Annotated in this window: 14 protein-coding genes and 1 tRNA gene; 3 read left to right on the top strand and 12 right to left on the bottom strand. The window is 37.6% G+C overall.

Annotation, left to right across the window (positions count from 1 at the left end; translation table 11 throughout):
• Positions 1–18 precede the first annotated feature (18 nt).
• The 10 genes from ACQY77_RS20920 to ACQY77_RS20875 all read right to left on the bottom strand — a co-directional run bounded on the left by ACQY77_RS20920 (position 19) and on the right by ACQY77_RS20875 (position 10,787).
• Positions 19–882: an AMP nucleosidase gene (locus ACQY77_RS20920; RefSeq protein WP_421940376.1), complete on the bottom strand. Its 864-nt coding sequence runs from the start codon at positions 880–882 to the stop codon at positions 19–21.
• A gap of 95 nt (positions 883–977) precedes the next feature.
• A complete protein-coding gene (gene clpX, locus ACQY77_RS20915) occupies positions 978–2,216 on the bottom strand; it encodes an ATP-dependent Clp protease ATP-binding subunit ClpX (RefSeq protein ID WP_421940377.1) in 1,239 nt (412 codons plus the stop codon).
• A complete protein-coding gene (gene clpP / locus ACQY77_RS20910; RefSeq protein WP_090885775.1) occupies positions 2,200–2,907 on the bottom strand; it encodes an ATP-dependent Clp endopeptidase proteolytic subunit ClpP in 708 nt (235 codons plus the stop codon). The genes clpX and clpP overlap by 17 nt, the downstream gene beginning before the upstream one ends.
• Positions 2,908–3,244: 337 nt before the next feature.
• Complete coding sequence (gene tig, locus ACQY77_RS20905) at positions 3,245–4,594, bottom strand: trigger factor (protein ID WP_421940378.1); 1,350 nt, start codon at positions 4,592–4,594, stop codon at positions 3,245–3,247.
• Positions 4,595–4,730: 136 nt separating this feature from the next.
• Positions 4,731–4,812: transfer RNA gene (locus ACQY77_RS20900), tRNA-Leu, on the bottom strand.
• A gap of 198 nt (positions 4,813–5,010) precedes the next feature.
• Positions 5,011–5,316, bottom strand: a complete 306-nt coding sequence (locus ACQY77_RS20895; RefSeq protein ID WP_421940379.1) for a lipoprotein — start codon at positions 5,314–5,316, stop codon at positions 5,011–5,013.
• A gap of 62 nt (positions 5,317–5,378) precedes the next feature.
• Positions 5,379–6,176 carry an ABC transporter substrate-binding protein gene (locus ACQY77_RS20890; RefSeq protein ID WP_421940380.1) on the bottom strand — a complete coding sequence of 266 codons (798 nt, stop codon included), beginning with the start codon at positions 6,174–6,176 and terminating at the stop codon, positions 5,379–5,381.
• Between the two features lie 100 nt (positions 6,177–6,276).
• A complete protein-coding gene (locus ACQY77_RS20885; RefSeq protein ID WP_421940381.1) occupies positions 6,277–8,646 on the bottom strand; it encodes an ABC transporter permease in 2,370 nt (789 codons plus the stop codon).
• A 158-nt stretch (positions 8,647–8,804) separates the two neighbouring features.
• Entirely contained in the window at positions 8,805–9,503 is a 699-nt protein-coding gene (locus tag ACQY77_RS20880; RefSeq protein WP_421940382.1) for an ABC transporter ATP-binding protein, read from the bottom strand.
• A gap of 39 nt (positions 9,504–9,542) precedes the next feature.
• Positions 9,543–10,787 (bottom strand): efflux RND transporter periplasmic adaptor subunit, encoded by a 1,245-nt coding sequence (locus ACQY77_RS20875; protein ID WP_421940383.1) that lies wholly within the window; start codon positions 10,785–10,787, stop codon positions 9,543–9,545.
• A 337-nt stretch (positions 10,788–11,124) separates the two neighbouring features.
• Here ACQY77_RS20875 and ACQY77_RS20870 point away from each other — a divergent pair, with 337 nt between their 5' ends.
• The 3 genes from ACQY77_RS20870 (at position 11,125) to ACQY77_RS20860 (ending at position 16,208) form a co-directional block, all read left to right on the top strand.
• Complete coding sequence (locus tag ACQY77_RS20870) at positions 11,125–12,495, top strand: sigma-54-dependent transcriptional regulator (RefSeq protein ID WP_421940384.1); 1,371 nt, start codon at positions 11,125–11,127, stop codon at positions 12,493–12,495.
• A gap of 62 nt (positions 12,496–12,557) precedes the next feature.
• Positions 12,558–13,919 carry a sensor histidine kinase gene (locus ACQY77_RS20865; RefSeq protein ID WP_421940385.1) on the top strand — a complete coding sequence of 454 codons (1,362 nt, stop codon included), beginning with the start codon at positions 12,558–12,560 and terminating at the stop codon, positions 13,917–13,919.
• Positions 13,920–14,003: 84 nt separating this feature from the next.
• Positions 14,004–16,208 carry a bifunctional alpha,alpha-trehalose-phosphate synthase (UDP-forming)/trehalose-phosphatase gene (locus tag ACQY77_RS20860; protein ID WP_421940386.1) on the top strand — a complete coding sequence of 735 codons (2,205 nt, stop codon included), beginning with the start codon at positions 14,004–14,006 and terminating at the stop codon, positions 16,206–16,208.
• Positions 16,209–16,253: 45 nt separating this feature from the next.
• On the opposite strand, the gene ACQY77_RS20855 is transcribed toward ACQY77_RS20860, so the two are convergent.
• The gene (locus ACQY77_RS20855) at positions 16,254–18,038 is read right to left on the bottom strand and encodes a glycoside hydrolase family 15 protein (protein ID WP_421940387.1); all 1,785 of its coding nucleotides are present in this window, start codon (positions 18,036–18,038) and stop codon (positions 16,254–16,256) included.
• A gap of 209 nt (positions 18,039–18,247) precedes the next feature.
• A complete protein-coding gene (locus ACQY77_RS20850; protein WP_421940388.1) occupies positions 18,248–19,516 on the bottom strand; it encodes a glucose-1-phosphate adenylyltransferase in 1,269 nt (422 codons plus the stop codon).
• Positions 19,517–19,522: the final 6 nt, after the last annotated feature.

Genomic DNA, 19,522 nt, shown 5'->3' with positions numbered 1-19,522 from the left:
CTCTAAAGATTCTTGGTTTTAAAACAAAAGATGCTTCACAGTTAAACCATTATTAATCAACTGTTTTAACGAATCGATTCCAATTCTTAAGTGCGTTTCTACATATTTTTCTGTAACACTGCTATCGCTTTCGGCTGTTTTAACGCCCTCAGGGATCATAGGTTGATCAGAAACTAACAAAAGTGCACCTGTTGGAATTTTATTAGCAAAACCTGTTGTAAAAATGGTGGCTGTTTCCATATCTACCGCCATAGCCCTCAAAGTTTTTAAATATTTCTTAAAATCTTTGTCGTGCTCCCAAACCCTACGGTTAGTGGTGTAGCAGGTGCCCGTCCAATAATCTCTACCATGATCACGGATGGTAGTTGATATTGCTTTTTGAAGGGCGAAAGCAGGCAATGCTGGTACTTCAGCCGGAAGATAATCGTTAGAGGTTCCTTCCCCCCTAATTGCAGCAATAGGCAGTATTAAATCGCCAAGCTGATTCTTTTTCTTTAAGCCACCGCACTTCCCTAAAAACAGTACCGCTTTGGGTTTAATAGCAGTTAATAAATCCATCATGGTTGCGGCCAAAGGACTTCCCATACCAAAGTTAATAATGGTGATCCCGTTAGCCGTTACACTCTGCATAGGCTTATCAAGTCCCATTATTGGAGCATTGTCATGCCACTCAGAGAACATGGTAACATATTTACTGAAATTGGTTAACAATATATAATCACCAAATTGATCCAGCGTTCTTCCGGTATAACGCGGCAACCAGTTTTTTACAATTTCATCTTTAGATTTCAATCCAGATTTAACCGGACTTTCTACTTCTTTAACTCTTTTCGCTTTTTCTACGATTTTTTCATCTTTTTTTACGTCTTTTTCTTCGTTCATATTATTTCCTCTTTTGAGCTGGTGCTGAGCACCAAGCGTTAAAAATATTATATTAAAAAAAATCCCCCCGCTTTCGCGAGAGGATTTGATTTTTTTTATGCTGCCTGTAACTTCTTAAAGTCGGCCTTTTCAAATTTTTCAATCGCGTAGTCGAGCGTGATATGCAACTCCTTGACATCACCCTGCGTTGGGATTTCAAACATGGCATCCAGCATGATGGCTTCGCAGATCGATCTTAAACCACGGGCACCCAGCTTATACTCCATCGCTTTATCCACTACAAAATCTAACACCTCGTCTTCAAAAATCAATTCTACATTTTCGTATGAGAATAACTTCACATATTGCTTGATCAATGAATTTTTAGGAGCAGTAAGGATATTTCTCAAGGTTTCCTTATCTAAAGGATTTAAGTGTGAAAGTACCGGAATACGTCCGATCAATTCCGGAATCAAACCAAAAGATTTCAAATCCTGAGGGGTAATGTATTTATAAAGATTTTTAAGATCAAGAACGGTCTCATCTTTCTTTACTTTGTACCCTACCGCCTGTGTGCGCAACCTGTTGGCAATTTTACGTTCGATACCATCAAAAGCACCTCCGCAAATAAATAAAATGTTATTCGTATTTACCGGGATCATTTTTTGATCTGGATGTTTACGTCCGCCCTGAGGTGGAACATTTACCACAGTACCTTCTAAAATTTTCAATAAAGCTTGTTGCACACCTTCACCTGATACATCACGGGTTATAGATGGATTATCGCTTTTACGTGCCACTTTATCTACCTCATCGATATATACAATACCTCGTTCTGCTGCCGCTACATCGTAATCCGCTGCCTGCAATAAGCGGGTAAGAATACTCTCTACATCCTCTCCAACATAACCTGCCTCTGTTAATACAGTTGCATCGCAGATACAGAAAGGTACATGTAAAATTTTCGCAATGGTTTTAGCCAAAAGCGTTTTACCAGTTCCGGTTTCTCCAACTAACATGATATTCGATTTTTCAATCTCAATCTCGTCTTTATCAATTTTCTGATTCAAACGTTTATAGTGGTTATAAACAGCTACCGACAATACTTTTTTAGCATCATCCTGTCCAATTACGTACTGATCCAGGTGGTTTTTAATCTCCAATGGTTTCAAGAGTGTAATTGCTGCCTGAATATTTTTGGTATTCTTAGTACCAAGTTCCTGTGCCAGCAGCTGATTGGCCTGCGTTACACATTTATCACAGATAAACGCATCCATGCCTTCTATAAGCATCAAAGTTTCATGCTTGCCAGAATGGCAGAATGAGCAGCGTGATTCTTTATTTTGTTTCGCCATCTTTTTTCACGTTTCTCGACAACACCTCATCAACCATACCAAATCCTTTTGCTTCATCAGCAGTCATCCAGTAATCGCGGTCTGAAGCTTTCTCTACCCAATCATAAGTTTGACCAGAGTGCTCTGAGATGATATCGTATAATTCTTTCTTCAATTTAAGCATTTCTCTTAAGTTGATTTCCATATCGGATGCAACACCTTGTGCACCGCCTGACGGTTGGTGAATCATTACTCTTGAGTGTGGTAACGCAGCACGTTTTCCTTTAGCACCGGCAACCAATAATACAGCACCCATTGAGGCTGCCATACCAGTACAAATTGTAGCTACATCTGGTTGAATATACTGCATTGTATCGTAAATACCTAATCCTGCATATACTGAACCACCTGGAGAGTTAATATAGATCTGAATATCACGATCCGCATCTGTTGATTGCAAGAACAACAATTGTGCTTGAATGATATTGGCATTCTGATCATAAATGGCATCTCCTAAAAATATAATACGATCCATCATTAATCTTGAAAATACATCCATTTGAGCTACATTTAGCTGGCGTTCTTCAATGATATATGGAGTCATATTTTGAGGATTCATGTTGGCTTGCGCGATAAATTTATCTACATGCAAACCACCAATTCCCTGATGTTTAACGGCAAATTTTCTAAATTCTTGTGAGTCGATAGTCATAATCTTGTCTTGCGTTTAAGGTTCGGATAAAACTTTATGAGAAATATTGACCAAACCGGATTATAATTTTAATAAATATTTTCCAAATTCGGTTAATTTCCGTGCCAATATATCTATTTCTTTGGTATTGTAAAACAAATCTGTATTACAAATGACATTTGTCAACCACACTCTCATCCGGCAAAGGAGCTTAACCATTAGATTCCTATGCCATTAGCATTACTAATGCCTTTAAATGGGGTTAAATAATTATCAACCGCTGTATATATTAAGAGCAGCCCTAGGGCTGCTCTTAATTATTATCTTATCTTAAAACTGACATTTGGTCAGTTAGGTCTTATTTCTTATCTAAAGCAATGAACTTATCGTAATCAATCTCTTTTTGCTCTAATGTAGCAACAGATTTGATTTGCTCAAAAGTTTTTAAAGCTTTAACTTCTTCGAAAACCTGATTGGCATTTTCTTTTTGCTGTAAGAATTGAACAGCATATTGAGCCAATTGATCTTCTGGAAGTGGGCTTGGGCTATACATTCTGAACTGCATATCGATTTTAGCTTTAGCCGCCTGAACTACATCTTCATATTTAATTTCGATGTTATTGTCTTTAATGATTTTGTTCTCGATTAGCGTCCATTTAAGGTTCTTAGCGAAATCATCATAACCTTCAGCCAATTCCTGGTCAGTTAATTTCTCGTTTGTAGCTTTTAACCAGCGACGCAAGAATTCATCTGGCAATTCGAAATCGTGTTTCGCTAAGAATTGCTCATAAATATCGTTTGATAGTTTACGGTCAGCATCTTGAGTGAACATGCTTTCTACCTCTTCAGTAATTTTAGCTCTGAAACCAGCTTCATCAGTTACTACACCTTCTCCGAATAATTTATCGAAAAATTCCTGGTTTAAATCAGACTCTTCTAAACGGTTAATGTTTTTAACGGTTAATTTGAAGTTAGCTTTTAATTCTTTAGCATCATCTTCAGAAATATTCAATGCTTTAGCAATTACTGCTGCATCCTCTAATGCCTTTTGAATATCGATGGTTACTTCATCATCTTTCTTTAAACCAACTAATGATTTAAGGATTTTTTTGTCTTGTACCTGATCTAAACGTAAAGTTGCAGTATTAGCAATTCCACCTTCATATACAGAACCATCAGCAGCCAACTGGGTAAAATCAGCGTAAAGCACATCGCCTTCAGCAGAAACCTCAGGGTTGGTCATTTTACCATAGCTGCGACGGATATTTTTAATGCGGCTTTCTAAAGTTTCTTTATCAGCCTTTACCACATACTGGGTAAATTTATCTTTAGATGAAATGGCTACATCAAAAGCAGGCGCTAAACCTAACTCGTAATCAAACTCGAACTCATCTGTGTTATCCCATTTGAATTCTCTTTCGTCATCCATTTTAGGTAAAGGTTGACCTAAAACTTCTAATTTCTCGTCCGCGATGTATTTACTTAATGTATCGTTTAACAGGTTGTTGATCTCATCAACCAAAATACTTTTACCATACATTCTTTTAATGTGAGCCGCAGGAACCATTCCTTTACGGAAACCTGGTAACTGTGCTTTTTTCGCTTGCTCTTTAATGGCTTTATCAACTCTTTCAGTATAATCTGCAGGAGCGATTTTGATTTTTACAACAGCATTTAAATTGCCGGTTTTTTCCTGTGTAATATTCATTTTTATAAGATATGAGTATTTGGTTATGAGAAATGAGACAGGCTCAACTTCACCAAAATTATTTTATTTCTTAATGTATCCGTTTTTAAAAAGAAAACCGTCCCGATTTTACATCGGAACGGCCTTGATCTTATTGTGCGGAAGAAGGGACTCGAACCCCCACGCCGTGAAGCGCCAGATCCTAAGTCTGGTGCGGCTACCAATTACGCCACTTCCGCAGTAGGATTTATTAAGGACTGCAAAAATAGAAATTAGATTTGAAATTCAAAAGTATGGCAAGATATTTTTTCACTAAAAATGCTAAGTATCTAATTTTAAAGGAGAAAGATTTTATAAAAATTTTAACAACTTTATTTCTGAAGGCTACAAAGTACCTTTTCTATTAAAATGTGACTAACATTCTTTTTTTTCTTCCGTTATATTTCCTTTACTTCAGTAACAGCAATGAATTCTGGTCCACCTTCTATTGGATATCCCTCCACCTTGGTGCCCTTAATGGTTACTTGTTTATCCAGGTAAGTATCTAAATTCAGGTTTGCACTCTTTAAAGCATAGGTTTTAGCATCCGCTCTTAAAAGATGGGTACCATATTGAAAGGTAGTCATTCCTATTTTTTCTATTTTGCCGCTCAGTGTGATGCTATTGTCGGTCGATTTATTTTTCATGGAACCACAAGCTGATAATACAGCTACAAAAAGTGTGAGATAAAGTATCTTTTTCATAATGAGTAGAACGGGATGATTAAGGTTTATGCTACAATTTACAAAATAGGAACAACAAACAGTTAATAAAGTTGCTTTTGAAATTCAAAAAAGTATTGAACTGACTTCACTAACCTGCTGCCATACCAACTGAACATTTCACCATCAACTAACAGAACTTTACTATCTGGCAATTCCTGCTGTATTTCTGCAATGTGTTTTTCTGAGAATGGATAAGGTTCTGAAGAGAGTAGCAGCAGTTCACAATTGGCAGTTTTCAGTTTTTCCAGGGTTATTTCCGGATATCGGTTTTCAGTAATCACATTATTCATCCCGTTAATCATCAAAACCTCATCTATAAAGGTGTTTTTACCTGCAACCATATAAGGCTTACGCCAGATAAGATAAGCTACTTTTTTGTCTATTTTATGCTGAAGGGCCAGGGTTTTCAGATCTTTAAATCCTGCGGCAATTAAATGATTAAGGTAAGCAGCTTCTGGTTCGCGGTTAACCAGCTCCCCTATTTGACCAATGGCGTTCGTGGCATCTTCCAGTGTAGTAATATCACTCATCCACACAGGAAAATAGGCAGCCAGTTCTTCAATCTCTGCCTGTGTATTTTCCTCTTTATTACCAATAATCAAATCCGGATCCAAAGCCTTGATCAACTCAATGTTTAACTTTTTAGTGCCTCCAACCTTTGTACAGGCAGCAAATTTTTCAATAGGATGAATACAAAATTTGGTTAAACCAATGATTTCCTGATCCAGCCCAAGGTCAAAAAGCAGTTCGGTTTGTGAAGGAACAACAGAAATGATTTTTTGAGGGGGATAGTTAATGGTAATTTCCCTGCCCAATTGATCAGTAAACGATTTTTGCATAAAACAAAGGTACAGGGAAACGCTGATAATTCAAGAAGGCCTTGGTTTCAATCCTAAATTTAAAGTAACCTTTTGATCAACACACCATATCCGGTGAGCTTTACTCGTATTTTAGCGCATCCACAGGGTTTGCCCTTGCCACTTTTATTGATTGTATACTAACCGTTAAAATTGCTATCAGTAAAGAGAGGCAAATTGCGACCATAAAGGGCAGTGCTGAAATGGATACCCGATATTCATATGCGGAAAGCCATTTCGTAATGATGATATAAGCTAATGGAAAGGCAATTAAATTTGCTATGGCTACGAGCTTGATAAAATCCTTATTGAGAAGCGCAAGAATATTGCCTGTACTTGCCCCCAGAACCTTACGAATACTGATTTCCTTTTTACGCTGTTCGGCCATGAATAACGCCAAACCCAATAAACCTAAGCAAGAGATAAAAATGGCGAAACCACCAAACCAGTTCGAAAGTGTACCCAAAAGTTTCTCATTTTGGAATTTAACTTCGAAAGATTCATTCACAAATTTTCTATTTATGGGATAATCTGGTTCTATCTGCTTCACCAGATTATCTATGACTTGCAAGGAGGAGCCAATGTTTTGATTGGGATTCAGGCGTACGATAACCACAGCGGCATCATCCATATAGCTTGGGTAAAATATCATCGGTGCTACCTTTTGGTATGCACTTTCTACTACAAAATCTTTAACCACACCCACATTTGTTACCTTTGTATCGTGAAAGAAAATGGTTGCGCCAACCGGATTTTTAAGCCTCATCATTTTCACCGCAGCTTCATTTAACATCACCTTCCCACTATCATTTCTAGCGATAGAAGAGAATTCTCTTCCACTCAGCAGTTCTGTCCCGATGGTTTTAATGAAATCAGTTCCTATCCCCCTGTTGTTAAATAAAATGGATTCTCCCGGATTTTTCCCTTCCCAGGAGACATTCGTTGTATTGTTGCCGTTTTCTGTTATATCCTTACTAAAAGTAGTAACACCGGTTGCTGCTCCAGACTTTATTAATTGAGTTTTCAATAATTCCAGCTTATTTCGGTTTGCCATTTGTCCCTGAACAGCAATTTGTATCAAATTGGATTTATCATAGCCAATTGGCTTATTTTTAACGTAATTAAGCTGCTGATAAATTACCGACGTGCAAACGATTAAACAGGCTGCAAATACAAACTGCACAATTACCAGAACTTTTCTGATGGAAACTGATGAATCTGATTTAATTTTTAAGCCTTTTAATACTTTGATCGGCTCAAAAGACGATAAATATAATGCCGGGTAACTTCCGGCCATAAAACCGGTAAAAGTCATCAATAGTAAAAGTGTGGCCCAGAAACTGATGCTGCTGTACCTAATCTCCAGTTTTATGTTTAGTAAATTATTGAAATAAGGTAGACTGACTTCGACCAGCATAAAGGCTAAAACGGTTGATATTAGCGTAATAAATACCGATTCGAGCAGAAATTGCCCTATCAGCGACTTGCGGCTAGAGCCAATTGCCTTTCTTATCCCCACTTCTTTAGCCCTTCGTTCGGAACGGGCAGTGGATAAATTCATAAAGTTTACACAAGCAATGAGCAGAATACAGAAGGCAAGCAATAAAAAGATTTTGAGTTGTTCTATTTTACCACCAACGGATTTTCCATTTTCAAAATCGCTGTACAAATGCCATTTAGTTAAAGGATGTAATAAGGCTTCTGCCCCATTTCCTTTGTCATTTCGCTTGTAAATACCCTTCATATCAGCATTTGCTTCAGCAAAAAAGCTATTGTCTTTCAGCTGCACCAGTGTGAGGCACATATTGTTCCCCCAGTTAATCCCTCTGGCCCATGATTCTCTCTTTTCAAATAAACTCCAGGGCATTAAGCATTCAAAGTTAATGCTGGTATTGGCCGGGATATCCTCAATAACGGCCTCCACTTTCAAAACATCCTGATTATCGAGTTTAACAGTTTTATTAATGGGATCTTCCTTCCCGAATAGTTTTTCGGCAAATGATTTGGTTAGGATAATGGTATTCACATCTTTTAAAACCTGATCCGGATTCCCTTTTATGAATTTATAATCCAAGATCCTGGGAAAAAAATGGTCGGCAAAAATTACTTTACCAGATATTTTCTTCTCACCCGCAGTAATTAATTCCCCATTCACATAGGTACAATGTGAAGCATATTTAACACCAGGAATTTTAGCTGCCACCTCGTTAGCCATTGCATTGGGTGTCCATGCCCAGCTAAATGTTTTTCCATTAGCAGCTGCATTCTGATAAACTACGTAAGTTTTATCACTATTGGTGTATTGCTTATCATAACTCCACTCGTATGCAACATACAAAAGTAAAATCATACAGCTGGCCAATCCAATCGCTAATCCACCCACATTAATCAGGGTAAATCCCTTATTTTTCCAAAGGTTTCGCAAAGCGATTTTTAAGTTTATTTTGAACATTTTTTAGTATTAAGTGGTTAGTATTCAGAAGCAAGTATTAAGTATCGAGATATTGCAGGTGCTTTCGTCTTCGTAGTATCAAGAAGCAAGTATCAAGTATCAAGTATCAGGAGGCAAGAAGCAAGTATTGAGCTATTGCAGGTGCTTAGTCTTTTGCCTTAAATTAATTCCTCACTTTTGCTTTTATTGATCTTCTCTGAAATGACATGACCATCTTTTAAATTGATAATCCTGTCAGAGAAACTCGCATCGTGACTGGAGTGCGTTACCATTACAATTGTTGTACCTGTTTCATTGAGTTCGCACAGGAGTTCCATTACTTCGTTTCCATGAGAACTATCTAAATTCCCGGTTGGTTCATCCGCTAAAACCAATTTTGGTTTGGTCACCAAGGCTCTTGCTACGGCTACCCGCTGTTGTTGTCCACCTGAAAGCTGTTGAGGAAAATGGCTGCTTCTGTTAACAATATTCATTCGCTCAATTATTTCATTGACCAGTTTTTTACGTTCTGAAGCTGCAATCTTATTGTATATAAGCGGGAGTTCTATATTTTCAAAAACCGTTAACTCATCTATCAAGTTAAAATTTTGAAACACAAAACCCATATTCCTTTTCCTGAAATTAGCCCGTTCTTTTTCGTTAAGTGTTAACAATTCATTTGCAAGAAACTGATAACTGCCACCTTCTGGCTTATCTAACAGTCCCATTACGTTTAACAATGTTGATTTCCCACAACCAGAAGGCCCCATAATGGAAACAAACTCACCTGCTTTTACATGCAGGTTAATTCCGTTCAGGGCCGTGGTTTCTATTTCCTCTGTTTTATAAACTTTTTGTAAGTTTTCTATTTTTATCATAACTGCTGGTTATTAAAATCTTTTTTATAAACAATAATTCTATTTAGTAATTTCAACCTGATCATATTGATTAAACTGATCATAAGATGAGGTTATAACTTCATCTCCTTTATCCAAACCACCCAGGATTTCATAGTATAGGTAATTTTTACGACCTATTTTAATATTTTTCTTGCTTGCCTTTCCATTCTTCACTAAAAATACCCAGGCACCACCTGTACTCTGAAAAAATTGCCCCTGGGCAAGTAATAAGGATTTACTATTATCAGATAAAGTAAGTTTATTTTGTAAAGATAATCCCCGACGAAGACCTTCGGGTGATGAACCTTTGAATACCATTTCAATTTGAAACTGTCCGTTGGTTACTTCCGGAATAACTTTACTCACTGCTAACTGATAGGTTTTATTATTAAATTCACAGGTAGACCGCTGACCCTCTTTAACTTTGTTGATGTAATATTCATCTACCCCTGCCTGTAACTTATATCCTTGTAGAACATCAATTTTACCAATCATTTCATTCGTGGCATACGATTTACCGATTACAGGATCATAGGAAGATAATTTACCTGAAACGGGCGCTTTTATTGTCATATTCTTAATATTCTTACGAATCATTTCCAGGCTTTCATTCATTTGCGCCATCGATTGATCAATCTGGGCCAATTGCATTCTTCTGCTCTGGTTCTCCTGAGCAATCGCCTGGCGAACGATCTTTCGTTTCCCCTGATAATATTCGTAATCCTGAGTAGACTTATTTAATTCCTGAAGGGTGATGACTTTTTTAGCGAATAAGCTGCTGTCTAACTTAAATTGTCGTGCCGCGGTACGCAGATTATTTTCAACTTCCAAAAGATCTTGATTAAGAACCCTTTGATTTTGCTCCAAGTCCAACCTGGATTTTCTGAGTTGGTTTATTTGCTCGGTAGCTGCTGTTTGACTGGAGGTATAACTGAGCATAGCATTTGAATTGGAAATTCTCAATAAAGGAGTTCCTTTAGTAACCGATGCACCATTTTCTGTGAAAATCTCTGCAACTGTTCCCCCTTCTGCCGAACTTACAATTACAGAGGTTAATGGGACAACACTTGCATTTAGCAGAACCACATCTTCAAAATCACCAAACTGAACCCTACTCATGGTTAGTTTATCGGCATCTGCCTGATACACCTTTTTAAGCGATAAGGTATAGCCGTATATTACGATAGCGATGAAAAGTATTGCCGTAGCCAGTATGAATACGGTTTTAAGATTCAGCTTTTTTCTCTCTATTTTTTTGTCCATGTTTCCGGTAGATCGCATTTGCTTCTGATATGCCAAGGATATGCCAAATCAACAAACAAAACTCAAAACACTCAATACCAGATGTTTAAAAATACGCAGCAAACATTAACTGTTCATAATCGAACAATTAATGTACGACTTTGAACAGTATGGTTTAAATTCGGTGGATAAATCCTCAGCCTTTTATCCCTTCTCTTGCAGGAGGGTGATAAAGTGCAACAGGTATAACCTAAATTTTAATGCTTTAACCTTAAGTCCGCTCTTCAGGGAGCGGGACAGCACTAAAGAACAACGAAGTAAAACTTTAACATGCTGAGCTAAATAAATATATTAAGATATGCTAGACACAACAGTTTTAATTATAGATGATGATGACGACATCTTGCTCAGTGCCCGCTTATTTCTAAAACAGCAGGTGAAGACAGTAATAACCTGCAAATCGCCAAAAGATATAAATGTGGTACTCAGCAAAAGCGAAGTTGATATTATTTTACTGGACATGAACTATCAAAAAGGGGCCAGTGATGGTAGAGAAGGTTTGTATTGGCTGGACCATATTTTATCTATTGATAAGGATTATGTGGTTATTTTAATGACTGCTTTTGGTAATGTTGAATTGGCTGTAAAAGCAATTAAAAACGGCGCTACCGATTTTATTCTGAAACCATGGGAAAACGAAAAGCTCTTTGCTACGCTTTCTGCAGCATCAAAACTGAGGGCATCTACACGTAAAGTAAAGAAACTGGAAAAGATACACAGTTCTTTACAAAAAGATTTAGCGCGAGGTTTTGAAAATATTGTAGGGCAAGCGGAAGGCATTAAACTATTGCAAAAAACCATTTCCAAGGTATCTCCTACTGATGCCAATGTATTAATATTGGGTGAAAATGGTACCGGAAAGCAGGTATTTGCATATGAAATCCACCGTCATTCGCAGCGCAAAAATCAGGTTTTTATGCATGTTGATTTAGGTTCACTAAACGAGAATTTGTTCGAAAGTGAACTATTTGGGTATACAAAAGGTGCATTTACAGACGCAAGAGACGACAAACCAGGAAGATTTGAATTGGCAGATGGTGGAACTATATTTCTGGATGAAATAGGCAACTTGACGCTACCATTACAAGCTAAGTTATTGAGTGTTTTGCAAAACAGAACAGTTACCAGATTAGGAGAAAGTAAGGAAAGGAAGATAAATGTAAGGTTAATTACTGCAACTAATATGCCGCTTCATGAAATGGTGGCAAAAAATACCTTTAGGCAGGATTTACTTTTTAGAATTAATACCGTAGAGCTTTTACTTCCTCCGTTAAGACAAAGAGGCGAAGATATACTTCTTCTTGCCAATCATTTCCTGCAGGTATTTAGCAACAAATACCACAAAGAAAGCAGGAAGATCAGTTATAAAGCAGCTGATGTTTTACTAAATTACAACTGGCCGGGAAATGTCAGGGAATTACAACATGTGTTAGAACGTGCAGTGATTATGAGTGATGGTTATGAAATCAATGAGCATGATTTGCAATTAAACCCTAATCGCTTTAGTAATCAACCTGCAATCCATGAGGAAATGGCGCTGGGAGACATGGAAAAACTGATGGTACAGAAGGCTATTGACAAACACAAAGGGAATATATCCCGGGCGGCTGCAGAGCTGGGTTTAACACGAGCTGCACTATACCGAAGAATAGAGAAATTTGGAATTTAAGCCTGGACTGAAAGGCCAAACAACAAGTCTTAACCCATTTGCGATTAGCTTTAACCGAAATTATGTTTTACAAACGCTTTACCTTTCGCTTAATATCCAAGCTACTGATTATAAATCTACTGGCATTCTTACTCTTTTACCTGATTCGGAATACCCAACTGTGGTTTACCATTATGGGGGTATCTTTGATATTGATTGGTGCAGTGGTATCTTTATACGCCTACATCAATGAGCTCAGGTCAGATATTAACCGGTTTATCCTGGCAGTAAAAACCCGCGATCATACACTAAATTTTCAAAATAAAGTAACAAAAGGTAGTTTCCCTGAGCTTTATGAATCATTTGATGATATTTTACTGGTACACAAGCAAATCAAATTAGAACAAGAAGCGATGTTCCAGCTAATCAAAACCATTTTGGAGCAAGTTCCGGTTGGGGTAATTGTGGTTAACAACAAACTTTCTGAAACAGCAGAAAGAGATGAAATAGCTTTCTTTAATTTGGCCGCTTCTAACTTGCTGGGTATTCCCGCATATAAGTATTGGCATCGGGTAAGTAAGCACCTGCCCAGCTTTGCTCGTGAAGTACTCCAGATTTCAAACGGAGGTAAAAGATTTCTTGAATTAAAAATACAGGATAAACTCATCCAACTTTCTACAGAGGTGATCCCGTTGAATCTTTATAATAGAAACTACACCGTTATTAGTTTCCAAAACATTAAAGATGAAATAGAACAAAAAGAAACAGAAGCCTGGAATAGACTGATTGGTGTGATTTCCCATGAAATTTTAAACTCCATTACTCCAATTAGTTCGCTATCCGATACCATTAATAGCATGGTAAATGATAAGGACAATTTAGAAAAAGAAGAAATGGAAGATTTGAAAACCGCTTTGCAAACCATAAAAAGGAGATCTGCCGGGCTTCTTGATTTTGTAAAAGATTATCGCCTCATTGCTGAGCTTCCTACGCCCAGGTTCGATAAGCACACCATAGGCGAAATTTTAAAACACATTAAAGTTCTGATGCAACCTTTTGCATCTGGGAGGAATATTACATTAGAAGTAGAACAAACTTCCTCTCGTATAACAGTACAGTTAGATATGAAATTAATTGAACAAGTACTTATAAATTTAATTACCAATAGCATTTATGCAGTTGAAGGTCTAGACAAGGCATATATTAAAATAGGATACCGTATGGAAAATAACAAGGTATATATTGATGTGACGGATAATGGAAAAGGAATTCCGGCCGATGATCTCGATAAAATATTTGTCCCATTTTATACAACCCGCACAAATGGATCAGGTATCGGACTTACCATTAGCAGAAACATTATGAAAATGCACCGTGGCAGTATAGAAGTAACTTCTCAGCCTAATAAGATGACCACCTTTTCCATATTATTTACCTACAATTAATCATTTGAATGTTGTAAAATCCAAAAAATCCAAACAAAATAGGTTCTAAAGGCTTTTATTGATGTGGATACATCAGATACAAGCATGAAAACAGTTATAATATCGAACAGACTACCCGTTAAAATTATTGAAGAAAACAATGAATATACTTTTATTCCGAGTGAAGGTGGCCTTGCTACCGGACTAGGTGATGTTTATAAAAATGGTAATTCTATTTGGGTGGGTTGGCCCGGAATAGAGGTACCTGAACACCGGCAGGAAGAAGTAATTCATAAACTGGCTGAACTTAATCTTTACCCTGTTTTTCTTACACAGGATGAAATCAATTTATATTACGAAGGTTTTTCGAACGAAATATTGTGGCCGGTTTTTCATTATTTAGTCACTTATGCACACTATGAACAAAGTTACTGGGATAGCTACAAATCGGTGAATGAAAAATTTGCTCAGACTGCATTAAAGATTATCCAGAGAAATGATAAAATATGGATACAGGATTACCAGCTCTTACTCTTACCCTGTTTGCTAAGAAAGCATCAGCTTTCGGCTACCATTGGCTTTTTTCAACATATTCCATTTCCATCTTACGAGATCTTCAGGCTCATCCCCTGGCGTAAAGAACTTTTAAATGGTTTAATTGGTGCTGATCTTATTGGTTTTCATACCTATGACGATGTTAGGCATTTTATCAGTACCGCTACCCGCCTTCTTCCGGTTAATTCTACTGCGAATATGCTAAGTAAAGGAGATCGGCAAATTGTGGTAGAAGCGTTCCCAATGGGAATTGACTTTAATAAATTTTCCGGATTAACAGCCACGCCTGAAGTTCAGAAAGAAATTGATTATTTCAAATCCGGGAAAGATAAAATGAAATTTATTTTATCTATAGACAGATTAGATTACAGCAAGGGAATTTTAGAAAGATTAAGAGCATTGGAGCTGCTGTTGCAACTACATCCGGAATACATTGGTAAAATTGAACTCTATATGATTGTAGTGCCTTCACGGGATACTGTTCCGCAATACCGGGATTTAAAGGAACAAATAGATCAGCTTGTAGGTAACATTAATGCCAAATACAGATCAATCAACTGGATTCCAATCAATTACTTTTACCGCTCCTTCCCCATTGAAGTATTGTCTGCACTCTATTCAACTGCTGACATCTGCCTCGTCACTCCAATGCGCGATGGTATGAACCTGGTGAGTAAGGAATATGTTGCCAGTAGAAATCAAAATGATGGCGTACTTATTTTAAGTGAAATGGCCGGGGCATCAAAGGAGTTAACAGATGCAATTGTGGTAAACCCGAATAATCTGGGCGACATTATGGAAGCGATTTTAGTGGCTTTAAATATGCCTTTAGAAGAGCAGCATCGCCGTATGAAAGCCATGCGAAACATTGTAGAAAAATTTAATGTAAAACATTGGGTACAAAATTTTATCCTCAGATTAAACGAAGTGAAAGACACACAGAAATCCTTGCTTACTAAACATGCTGTAAATAACATCAATGAAATTATTGCCTCAAAATACTCACATGCAAGTAATCGAACACTTTTTCTTGATTATGATGGTACGCTGGTAGGTTTTACAGGAAATATTGACGATGCTTCTCCGGATGATGAACTTTATGAGATTATTGAAAAATTAACTCAGGATCCGGCTAATACAGTAGTTATTATTAGCGGAAGAAGAAATGAAACGCTCGAAAAGTGGTTCGGGCATTTAAAAGTAGATCTTATTGCTGAGCATGGCGCCTGGCAAAAAACACATGGAGATAAATGGAACTGCCTCCCTTTATTAACAGATCAATGGAAACAGGAAATACGTACATTACTGGAAACTTACACAGACCGGACACCGGGATCTTTTATCGAAGAAAAAAGCTATTCGCTGGTTTGGCATTACCGCAAAGCAGAAGAAGGATTGGGAGAATTGAGAGCTAATGAAATTGTTAGTCATTTGAAAATCCTGGCCGCCGACAAAGGGCTTCAACTAATGCCTGGAAATAAGGTAATTGAATTTAAGAATATGGAAGTGAATAAAGGTAAGGCAGCGCTTAACTGGCTCTATGATAAACATCCGGATTTTATTATGGCATTAGGAGACGACCACACAGATGAAGATATTTTCAGGGCTCTGCCGGATACTGCCGTAACGGTAAAAGTAGGAAATAACATTTCGGAAGCGAAGTATTACCTGAATGATTACAAAGAGGTAAGGAAATTACTAAGGAGTTTGGTGAGTGAAGAGGTACAGGCAAAAAACACTAAAATTTTAAACTAACAGAACATGGCTGCTGTGTTAAAAATCAACACAGCAGCCATATTTTTATAAAAACACTGGTCTATCTAATTTAATAGCTATTCGATAAGCTGCATTCATCAGGCCTACGTGGCTATAAGCTTGCGGGAAATTGCCCCACTGGCTACCTGTCTTAGCATCCACATCTTCGCTAAATAACAACAAGTGATTACAATATTTAATTATATTCTCAAACTCTTTAATGGCATCTTCTGTTCTTCCTACACAGGCTAAAGCCTCAACATACCAAAATGCACAAATTAAGAAAGTTGTTTTAGGCTTACCAAAATCATCTGCGTGCAGGTATCTGTAAAATAAACCATCTTCTGTTTTCAACTCCGCCTCCAGTCCTTTTAAATGATCTTTTGCACGGTCAGATGCGGGATCTAGATAATTCATTACGATGAGCTGAAGGGTGCTTGCATCTAAATGTTTGCTTCCTACAGCATTTGTATATACTTTTCGTTCAGGATCATAACACGCTTCAATATGTGCAGAAGCTTTATCAATAAGTACCTGAGCGCGCTGTTCAAAATCCTTATTCCCTATGGTTTTTGCCATTTTAAGTGCAGCCTGTGCACCTGCCCACTGAAACAAATTACTGTAGCAATGCACATTGGCAATATTCCGGAACTCCCAGATGCCCGCATCCTTCTCATCGATTGTTCTTTCAATTTTAGATAAAACACCTTCTATCCATTTTACAGAGTCGCTTCTCTCTGAAAAAACAAAACGATGATCGGTATATAAAGGCAACATGGAAATGAGTACCTGCCCGTAAATATCATTTTGGATATGCTCATAGGCCTGGTTCCCGATGCGGATGGGTTGCTCTCCAAGATATCCGTCTAAGTGTGTTAATATAATTTCAGTAATGTCCCGCTCACCTCCAATTCCGTATAATGGCTGGTAACGGGTATCTTCAGCAAAAGAAATATCAGAGATGTAGTTAAAATACTTTTCCATTTCTTCGAAATGCCCGATGTGATTTAAGGAAGTGAGTACATAGAATGAATCGCGCAGCCAACAGTATCGGTAATCCCAGTTACGCGTACTTCCGGGTGATTCAGGCAAGCTCGTTGTACTTGCTGCAATAATAGCTCCGGTATCTTCATACTGATGGATTTTAAGCACTAAAGCTGAGCGGATTACGAAGGGCTGATAGAAACCTGCAATGGATGAATGTTTAATCCACAAACGCCAATAAGCAATGGTTTCCCTTAAAAAATTCTCAGAAGTACTCACAATTGGCGCTTCCAGGTTATATCCATAAGTTAAAACCAGGTATTTTGTATCATTGAGCACAAAGGGTTTTCCATCCATGATATAGTTTATAGATGCGTTGGTGCTCAATCTGATGTTTTCGTCGCAGCCAATATAATCGATATGGTTACTTCCCATCACCGATCGCATCTTTCCCTGACCATAATCACAAACCGGAGCGCATTTGACTTTTATTCTTGGATTACCTTCCAGGGGTTCTATTTTTCTGATCAGCATTAAGGGTTTAAAATAACGCTCATACAGGTGAAACCTGGGGGCAAAATCGGTTATTCTATATTTTCCATCTTCTGCGGTTATTTCTGTTCGTAAAACATTGGTATTCTCCACGTAGTATTGGTGAGAAGAAAATTCTCCATCGGGTAAAATAGAAAACTCACCACCTTTCTTTTTATCCAGTAAACTTCCAAAAACAAAGGGACTATCAAAACGAGGCCAACATAGCCAGGAAAGATCCGTATTTTTATTAACATGAGCTAAAAAAGCGCAATTTCCAATTATTCCAGTTTCATAAAGGTGTTTATCGGCCATAAATCAAAATGTGTTTATGAATTAACAAGCTTAAGCCAAAAATGTTGGAGAAGATTTCAGGAATACCTATCCAGAGTGCCACTGCGCATAAGATATGAGCTTTAAACTTTTGTGGTAAATCATTAAAAAACTTTTAATTTCCCTATTAAAATAAAAAAGCCAGCTTAGCAAAAGCTAGGCTGGCCTGTTATATTGATAAATAAATGTACTTAAATTACCGTTCCGCTTGGGAGTGCAACGCCTTTTTTAATGACCACAATACCATCTTTTACAGCATAGAGTTCAAAATCTCCATCTTCTAAATGCGGTCCACCATTAATGGTAACATCATTTCCAATGCGACAGTTTTTATCGATGATTGCATTATTGATGTGGCACCTATCCCCGATACCAATCAGTGAATTTCCTGCTTCCGTTTCAGATTGGATTTCTTCCAGTGTTTGATAACGATCGCTCCCCATAATGTAGGCATTAGTAATCACAGTTTCCCGACCAATTCTGGATCTGATACCTAAAACAGCATGTTCTACCCTGCTTGCCTGAATAATACAACCTTCTGCAATGATCGTTCTTTCTAAAGTTGTCCCTGAAATTTTAGATGGGGGAAGCATCCTTGATCGGGTAAAGATCGTATGGTTGCTATCAAACATATTAAACTTCGGTATTTCATCTGTAAGGCCAAGATTGGCTTCAAAGAACGAAGAAATATTACCAATATCTGTCCAATAGCCTTCATATTGAAAACTTAATACACGGCTGGAAGCGATAGCTCTAGGTAATATTTCCTTACCAAAATCCTTCTCATCAGGATTATCATTTAAAATATTAATTAAATACTGTCTGTTAAACACATAAATACCCATAGAAGCCAGGAAGTTACGTCCTTCTGCCTGCATTTCTTCACCGGTATCTGAAACCCAATCTTCGAGCCCTGTTTTAGGTTTCTCGATGAAAGAGGTGATCATATTTTCTTCATCAGCTTTTAAAATACCAAAATCTGTAGCTTCTTTCCCGGTTACCGGAATGGTTGCGATGGTAATTTCTGCATTAGATTCGATATGTCTTTCGATCATATCTTTAAAATCCATCTGGTAAAGTTGATCGCCAGAAAGAATTAAGATGTAATCAAATTCATGCGAAACAATGTGGTGCATACATTGCCTAACGGCATCTGCAGTACCCTGAAACCAACCTGAGTTTTGCACAGTTTGTTCAGCCGCCAGAATATCAACAAAAGCCTTACTAAAATGGCTAAAATGATACGTGTTTTTAATGTGTTTGTTTAGGGATGCCGAATTGAACTGGGTTAACACAAACATTCGATGAATACCAGAGTTTAGACAGTTGGAAATCGGAATGTCTACAAGACGGTATTTACCTGCAATCGGAACTGCAGGTTTCGAACGTGTTTGGGTTAACGGCGATAATCTAGAGCCCTGGCCACCGCCAAGGATAACGCCTAAAACTTTGTCAGTCATGTTAAG

This window comes from Pedobacter sp. (assembly GCF_965279535.1).
GTDB lineage: Bacteria > Bacteroidota > Bacteroidia > Sphingobacteriales > Sphingobacteriaceae > Pedobacter.
Note: the sequence above shows the minus strand (reverse complement) of the source record. Positions and strands in the feature narration are given on the sequence as shown.

Coding starts and splice junctions, on each gene's coding strand:
- ACQY77_RS20920 (WP_421940376.1), bottom strand. CDS start 882: ATGAACGAAGAAAAAGACGTAAAAAAAGATGAAAAAATCGTAGAAAAA.
- clpX (WP_421940377.1), bottom strand. CDS start 2,216: ATGGCGAAACAAAATAAAGAATCACGCTGCTCATTCTGCCATTCTGGC.
- clpP (WP_090885775.1), bottom strand. CDS start 2,907: ATGACTATCGACTCACAAGAATTTAGAAAATTTGCCGTTAAACATCAG.
- tig (WP_421940378.1), bottom strand. CDS start 4,594: ATGAATATTACACAGGAAAAAACCGGCAATTTAAATGCTGTTGTAAAA.
- ACQY77_RS20895 (WP_421940379.1), bottom strand. CDS start 5,316: ATGAAAAAGATACTTTATCTCACACTTTTTGTAGCTGTATTATCAGCT.
- ACQY77_RS20890 (WP_421940380.1), bottom strand. CDS start 6,176: ATGCAAAAATCGTTTACTGATCAATTGGGCAGGGAAATTACCATTAAC.
- ACQY77_RS20885 (WP_421940381.1), bottom strand. CDS start 8,646: ATGTTCAAAATAAACTTAAAAATCGCTTTGCGAAACCTTTGGAAAAAT.
- ACQY77_RS20880 (WP_421940382.1), bottom strand. CDS start 9,503: ATGATAAAAATAGAAAACTTACAAAAAGTTTATAAAACAGAGGAAATA.
- ACQY77_RS20875 (WP_421940383.1), bottom strand. CDS start 10,787: ATGGACAAAAAAATAGAGAGAAAAAAGCTGAATCTTAAAACCGTATTC.
- ACQY77_RS20870 (WP_421940384.1), top strand. CDS start 11,125: ATGCTAGACACAACAGTTTTAATTATAGATGATGATGACGACATCTTG.
- ACQY77_RS20865 (WP_421940385.1), top strand. CDS start 12,558: ATGTTTTACAAACGCTTTACCTTTCGCTTAATATCCAAGCTACTGATT.
- ACQY77_RS20860 (WP_421940386.1), top strand. CDS start 14,004: ATGAAAACAGTTATAATATCGAACAGACTACCCGTTAAAATTATTGAA.
- ACQY77_RS20855 (WP_421940387.1), bottom strand. CDS start 18,038: ATGGCCGATAAACACCTTTATGAAACTGGAATAATTGGAAATTGCGCT.
- ACQY77_RS20850 (WP_421940388.1), bottom strand. CDS start 19,516: ATGACTGACAAAGTTTTAGGCGTTATCCTTGGCGGTGGCCAGGGCTCT.